The 6,644-nt window shown below is 72.5% G+C and carries 7 protein-coding genes; 6 read left to right on the forward strand and 1 reads right to left on the reverse strand.

Translation table 11 applies throughout. The features are described from left to right. Positions 1-140 precede the first annotated feature (140 nt). Positions 141-977, reverse strand: coding sequence for an IclR family transcriptional regulator (locus tag PSU4_RS30290; RefSeq protein WP_147116030.1), 837 nt, complete (start codon positions 975-977; stop codon positions 141-143). 184 nt (positions 978-1,161) lie between these two features. Here PSU4_RS30290 and PSU4_RS30295 point away from each other — a divergent pair, with 184 nt between their 5' ends. The 6 genes from PSU4_RS30295 to PSU4_RS30320 all read left to right on the forward strand — a co-directional run. Beyond that, on the forward strand, positions 1,162-2,148 hold the full coding sequence (locus PSU4_RS30295) for a PDR/VanB family oxidoreductase (RefSeq protein ID WP_147116032.1): 987 nt from the start codon (positions 1,162-1,164) through the stop codon (positions 2,146-2,148). A 14-nt stretch (positions 2,149-2,162) separates the two neighbouring features. Then, a complete protein-coding gene (locus PSU4_RS30300; RefSeq protein WP_147116034.1) occupies positions 2,163-3,377 on the forward strand; it encodes a cytochrome P450 in 1,215 nt (404 codons plus the stop codon). After that, entirely contained in the window at positions 3,370-4,320 is a 951-nt protein-coding gene (locus PSU4_RS30305; RefSeq protein ID WP_147116036.1) for an MBL fold metallo-hydrolase, read from the forward strand. The genes PSU4_RS30300 and PSU4_RS30305 overlap by 8 nt, the downstream gene beginning before the upstream one ends. Continuing rightward, on the forward strand, positions 4,317-4,727 hold the full coding sequence (locus tag PSU4_RS30310; RefSeq protein WP_246115453.1) for a RidA family protein: 411 nt from the start codon (positions 4,317-4,319) through the stop codon (positions 4,725-4,727). The genes PSU4_RS30305 and PSU4_RS30310 overlap by 4 nt, the downstream gene beginning before the upstream one ends. A 23-nt stretch (positions 4,728-4,750) precedes the next feature. Next, positions 4,751-5,272 carry a 3-hydroxyanthranilate 3,4-dioxygenase gene (locus tag PSU4_RS30315; RefSeq protein ID WP_147116040.1) on the forward strand — a complete coding sequence of 174 codons (522 nt, stop codon included), beginning with the start codon at positions 4,751-4,753 and terminating at the stop codon, positions 5,270-5,272. Between the two features lie 27 nt (positions 5,273-5,299). Continuing rightward, positions 5,300-6,644: MFS transporter (locus PSU4_RS30320; RefSeq protein ID WP_147116042.1), on the forward strand; the 1,345-nt coding region annotated here is incomplete at its 3' end.

Raw genomic sequence — 6,644 nt, forward strand, 5'->3', positions numbered from 1 at the left:
GTCGTGGGTGCCGCCCGGTGGCGGGCCGGGCCTCGCGGGAGTCAAGCGCCGGGTCGACGCGTCGCCGCCGACACGCGAAGGGGCTGACCCCTGCGCGCACGTGCCGGGGCGCCCGCCGTCGGCTTTCGGTCCGGAGTCGGTCACGCGCGCTTCGTCGCTGGGCCCGACCGGTCGGGACGGACTCCGCGCCGCGACGTCGGCTGCATCGGATGCCACTGCGGCACCCGCGGCTTGGCCAGCTCGCGGCCGATGGCCCGGGCTGTCACGACCAGCGCGTTGACGTAGGCCATGGGCTGTGCCCCGCCGCTGGGCACCACCACCGACAGCGCGGCCACCGTCTCACCCGCGCCGTCGCGCACCGGCACAGCGACGCCCATCGCGCCGTCGCTGATGAAGCCGTCGCAGGCGATGTAGCCGCGCTCGCGGACGGTGGCAAGCAGTGCCTGCACCTGCTCCGGCCGTACCGGGGTGGTAGGGGTGTAACGCCGCATGGGCGCGGACAGCACCTCGGCCTCCAGCTCGGGGCCGCCGTGGGCCAGCAGCACCAGGCCGCCGGACGAGGCATGCAACGGCAGCCGGCCGCCGACCTTCGCGAAGTTGGGGACCGCGGTGCGGCTCGAGAGCCGTTCGATCAGCAGCGTCTCCGTGCCTTCCCGCACGTAGAGCTGGGTGTGCTGACGGACCGTGGCCTGAAGATCCTCGAGTGCGGGCATTGCCAGCTCGCGCAGGCCTTGAGCGTACGGGGCGGCCGAGGCCACCTCCCACAGCCGTAGCCCGACGTGCACCGTACGGTTCGGTCCCCGTTCGAGCAGACCGAGCGCCAGCAGCTCGGTGACGAGCCGGTGTGCCGTCGGTGCGGTCAGACCCGCGCGCTGCGCGATCTGGCTGACCGTGAGCATCTCGGCGTTCGGGTCGAAGCTCTCCAGCACGTCGAGCACCCGGCTCAGCACCGAACGGCCTGCCGATCCCCCCGCCACGTCATCACTCCTTCGTCCGTCCGAGCATGCCCGACCCCGACCGGCAGGGCCGAGCGACGCGACGTCCTCAGTGCAGCCGACAGCCGCCTCGCCGCACACGAGTTTGCTCGCTCAGCGAGAGAAGCGGTGTCGCGGTGTGCCTCCCGCGCCGACGATCTCCGGCATCGCGGCGAGGAGGACGCAGTTGCTGACCGACGAACGGACGACACCGACCCGAACCGGGGCGGCACCCGCGACGGGCACGGTGCGGGTCGAGGCGAAGGAGCAGGTCGCCGAGAGGGTCGTGGCCCTGACGCTGGCGCGTCCCGACGGTGGCCGGCTCCCCGACTGGCAACCCGGCGCACACGTCGACCTGGTGCTGCCCGACGGCACGGTCCGGCAGTACTCGCTGTGCGGTGACCGCTTCGACCCGGCCCGCTACCGCGTCGGCGTGCTGCGTGAGCCCGCGGGCCGCGGTGGCTCCCGGTACGTCCACGACGACCTGCGTGTCGGCGAGCTGCTCGGCGTCGGTGGGCCGCGCAACGACTTCCCGATGGTCCCGGCGCAGCGCTACCTGTTCCTGGCGGGCGGGATCGGCATCACGCCATTGCTGCCGATGGTGAGCCAGGCGGAGCTGATCGGCGCCGACTGGACACTGGTCTACGGTGGCCGGTCCCGGACCTCGATGGCCTTCGTCGACGACCTCGCAGGCCACGGCGACCGCGTCCACCTCGTCCCCGAGGACGAGAACGGCCGGCTCGACCTCGCGGCGTGGCTCGACGACCCGCGGCCGGACGTCGCGGTCTACTGCTGCGGGCCCCCCGGGCTGCTCGACGCCGTCGTGGCGCGTTGCCGCTCGTGGCCGCCGTACTCGCTGCACACCGAGCGCTTCGTCGCCCGGGCGCGGTCCGCGCCGGCCCGTTCCGTGCCGTTCGAGGTGGAGGCGGCGCGTTCGGGGGTCATCGTCACCGTCACCGCGGACGTGTCGGTGCTCGACGCGTTGCGCGCGGCCGGGGTGGACCTGCTGTCGTCGTGTCGGCAGGGCACCTGCGGCACGTGCGAGGCAGTCGTCCTCGAGGGGGTTCCCGACCACCGGGACTCGATCTTCGACGACCGCCGGCGTGGGCCCGACGACCCGCTCTACCCGTGCGTCTCGCGCTCGTGCACCGACCGTCTCGTGCTGGACCTCTGACCATGAGGAGTGGGATGACCCTGACATCGGTGGGCACCCGGAGCGTGCCGACGCTCGACGTCGACCCGTTCGACGCAACGTCGCTCGCCGACCCCGACCCGATGCACGCCGTGCTCCGCGACGCCGGGCCCCTGGTGTACCTGCCGCGCTACGACGTGTACGCGATGGCCCGCTACGCCCAGGTGCACGCGGCGCTCGTCGACTGGCAGCGCTTCCGGTCCGGTGCCGGCGTGGGGCTGCTGAACTTCCGGTTCGACGAGCCGTGGCGAAAACCGAGCGTGCTGCTCGAGACCGACCCACCCTGGCACGACGCGCCGCGCCGCGTGCTGTCGGCCATCCTTGCGCCGCACGCGGTCCGCCGGCTGCGCGAGGAATGGCTCGCGACGGCGCGCCGGCTGGTCGACGAGGTGCTCGCCGAGGACGAGTTCGACGCGGTCACCGCGTTCGCCGAGGAGCTGCCGCTGCGGGTCTTCCCGGCCGCGGTCGGGCTGGCCCCGGAGTCGGACTGGCGTCGACTGCTGGCCTACGGCGACCACATGACCAACGCCTTCGGTCCGCGCAACCGCCTCGTCCTCGCGGGCGAGGCGGAGGCCCCGGCCAATGCCGCGTGGGTCGACGACCGGTGCGCCCGCGACGTCCTCGCCCCCGACGGCTTCGGAGCGCGCACGTTCGAGGCCGCCGAGCGGGGCGAGATCACCGCCGAGCAGGCGCCCATGGTCGTCCGGTCGTTGCTGTCGGCGGGCGTCGACACGATCGTGCAGGGCTTGGCCTGGACGCTGCACCTGCTCGCCACCCACCCCGCCCAGTGGGCCCGGCTGCGCCGCGAGCCCGGCCTCGCCCGCGTCGCCTTCGACGAGGCGATCCGCTGGGCCACCCCGGTGCAGACGTTCTTCCGGACCGCGGCAACCGACGTCACCGTCGAGCCGGGCCTGGTCGTCCCCGACGGGAAGAAGATCCTCATGTTCCTCGGCGGTGCCAACCGCGACCCTCGGCACTGGCCCGACGCCGACTCCTACGACCTGGGGCGCGACCCCTCGGGACATGTGGGCTTCGGCTTCGGCATCCACCAGTGCGTCGGTCAGCACATCGCTCGACTGGAGGCCGAGGCGCTGCTGACGGCGCTGGTCGAGCGGGTCGAGACCCTCGCACCGGCGGCGGAGCCGATCCGCCACCTCAACAACACGTTGCGCGCCTGGGGCTCGTTGCCGATGCGGGTGCGTCGTGGCTGAGCCCGGTGTGCTGACGGTCGTGCCCCCCGGGCGCCTCGACCCGGACCGCGCGGTCGCCCGGCTGCAGGACTCGCCGTTGACGCTCGCGCGCACGCGTCGGCTGGGGCGTCGGGTGCTGGCCGTCGAGAGCGACCCGGCAGGCGCGGCCAACACCGGGATCGTCGTCGGCGACGAGCGCGTGCTGGTCTTCGACACCCGGGTCACACCGACGCTCGGTGCGGAGCTGGCCCATGTCGTGCTGGCCGCGACCGGCGCCCGGCCGGCCGACCTGATAGTCGTCAACTCGCACTTCCATGGCGACCACGTGTTCGGCAACGGCGCATTCCGCGGCGCGACGATCCTCGCCACCACCTCGACGAGGGCTGCCGAGCTGCGCGAATGGCAGCGGCAGGTCGCGATCTTCGAGCGGCTGCGCCCGCAGGACGCGGCCGACGTCCGGAATGCTGCCGTCGCCCCCCCGACGATCGGGATCGGTGGTCCCGCGCGGATCGACCTCGGCGGCGTCGAGGTCGAGCTGGAGCCGTTCGGGCCCGCGCACACCGAGGGAGACCTCGTTGCGCACGTCCCGGACGAGGGCGTGGCGTTCGTCGGCGATCTGGTGTTCAACGGCCACTGGCCGTCGATGTGGGACGCCGACGTGCGTGGCTGGCTGGCCGCGCTGCGCCGGCTCGGTGGCAGCGCGGCCGCGACCCTGGTGCCCGGGCACGGTCCGACGGGCGGCCAGGCGATGGTCGCGCGGATGGCCGACTGCCTGCGCTTCCTCGTCGCCCTGGAGCACGCCGGCGGCGACCAGGCCGCTGAGGTCGCCGCGTCGCCGTTCGCCGACCTGCTCCATCCCGACCGGGTCGACGAGGGCCGGCTGCGGGTTCGCGAACAGGCCGTGCCGGCGGAGGCGTCGATGCCGCCCGCCGGATTCGACCACCAACAAAAGGAGCGCGCGTGACCATCACGTCCGTCAGCACCGACAAGGCCCCCGTCGTCGGCTTCTCCGCCGGCACGAAGGCGCCACTGTCACAGGCGATCGTCTTCGGCGACATCGTCTTCTGTTCCGGCCAGGGCCCGCTCGACCCGGAAACGCACACGCTGAAGACCCACGACTTCGACGAGCAGGCCCAGCTCGTGCTGGAGAACCTGCTGCGCGTCGTCGAGGCCGCGGGGTCGTCGCGCGAGCGGATCCTCAAGTGCAACTGCTACCTGCGCGACATCGAGAACTTCCCCGCTTTCAACGCCGTCTACCGGCGGTTCTTCGCGGACTGCCCGCAGTTCCCCGCCCGGACCACCGTCCACGCCAGCCCGCCCCGAGACGGGGTGCTCGTCGAGATCGAGTGCGTCGCGGCGCGCAACCCGTGACGGCCCCCGAGCGAGGAGCCGGCATGCCGGCCGTTCTCGTGCAGATGCCGATCGTCGACCTCGACGGCGTCGCCGCCGGCCTCGCCGAGAGCCAGGGCCGGGTGACGGTGCTGTGGCAGGAGGGGGAGTCGCTGGCCTTCGTCGCCCGCGGTCGCGAGTACCGCAGCGAGTTCCACCTCAACCCGAGCGACGAGGTCATGTTCATGGTGCGGGGGCAGATGAACCTGCACTACCGCAACCCGGACGGTTCCGAGGACGTCGCCGTCATCCCGCAGGGCTCGGCGATCTACACGCGCAGCGGGATCCCGCACTCGCCCCGGTTCCCGCCGGACGCGTTCGTCCTCGTCGTCGAACGGCTGCGCAAGCCCGGCGAGCTCGACCGCTTCCAGTGGTTCTGCCGGGCCTGCGACACCTTCCTGCACGAGGAAGCCGTCCACGTCGACGACTACCGGACCGACCCGGTCGGGAAGGCCTACCGGCGCTTCTTCGACGACCTCGCCGCGCGCACCTGCTCCGCGTGCGGCGACGTGATGCCCGCCCCCTGACCCGCGCAGAGAACCGAGGGACGACACATGGACCCGTCGACGACGACCGTCCCGGCCCCCGACCCGGCGACGTTGCGCCGTGTGTTCGGCGCCGGCCTGCTGGGCACGACGATCGAGTACTACGACTTCTTCATCTACGGCACCGCCGCCGCGCTCGTCTTCCCCAAGGTCTTCTTCCCCTCGTTGGGGACGGCGGCCGGGGTGGCGGCCTCGTTCGCGACCTTCGGGGTCGCGTTCATCGCGCGGCCGCTCGGCGGCGTCCTGTTCGGCCACGTCGGTGACCGCGTGGGGCGCAAGGCGACTCTCATCGCGACGCTGCTGCTCATGGGTCTGTCGACGGTGCTCATCGGCGTCCTGCCCAGCGGTGCGGCGATCGGCGTCGCGGCCCCGATCCTGCTGATCGTGCTGCGGCTGTGCCAGGGCCTGGCGGTGGGCGGGGAGTGGTCGAGCGCGGCGCTGTTCGTCGCGGAGTACGCACCGCCGAGGCGTCGTGGGCTCTTCGCTCTCTCTCCGACCTTCGGGACGGGTCTCGGCCTGCTGCTCGCCACGCTGGCGTTCCTCGTCGCCAGCGTGGCGATGTCACCGGACGCATTCCTGGCGTGGGGCTGGCGGATCCCGTTCCTGGCCAGCATCGTCCTCGTCGCGATCGGACTGTGGGTGCGACTGGGCATCGCGGAGACCCCGATCTACCGAGCGGCCGTCGCCGCCGCGGAGGCCGCTGCTCGCACCAGGCTCCCGCTGCGCACGGTGCTGCGGGAGCAGTGGCGAGAGGTGCTGTTCGGCGCCGGCTCGGTCGTGATGTGGCTGTCGATGTTCTACATGGGCGCGGTCTACCTGGCGAACTACGGGACTGCGGCACTCGGCTTCTCGCGCAACACCGTGCTGGTGATCAACGTCGTCGCCGTGGTGTGGAACTTCGTCGGCAGCTACGTCGGTGCCTGGCTCTCCGACCGGATCGGCCGGCGCCGGACCATGACGATCGGCAACCTCGTCGCGATCGTCTGGTCGTTCGTGATGTTCCCACTGGCCGGGGCCGGTAGCCCCGTCTTGCTGGGCCTGGTCGTCTCGGCCTCGCTGTTCCTCGTCGGCATCGCGGCCGCCCCCACCACGGCGTACCTGCCGGAGATCTTCCGCACCCACCACCGCTCGACCGGTATCGGCGCCTCGTTCAACCTGGGCAGCATCGTCGGTGGGGCGATCCCACCGGTGGTCGCGGCGCCTCTGTTCGCCGCCTACGGCTCGATCTCGCTCGGCATCATGCTGGCGGTTCTCGCCGTGATCTCGACGGTCTCGGTGCTGCTGCTGCGCGAGACCGCAGGCCGGTCGCTCGATGAGCGTGACACCACAGCAGCGGCCCCGGCCCAGCTCCCCC

Origin of the sequence: Pseudonocardia sulfidoxydans NBRC 16205, from assembly GCF_007989085.1 — a bacterium.
Lineage (GTDB): Bacteria > Actinomycetota > Actinomycetes > Mycobacteriales > Pseudonocardiaceae > Pseudonocardia > Pseudonocardia sulfidoxydans.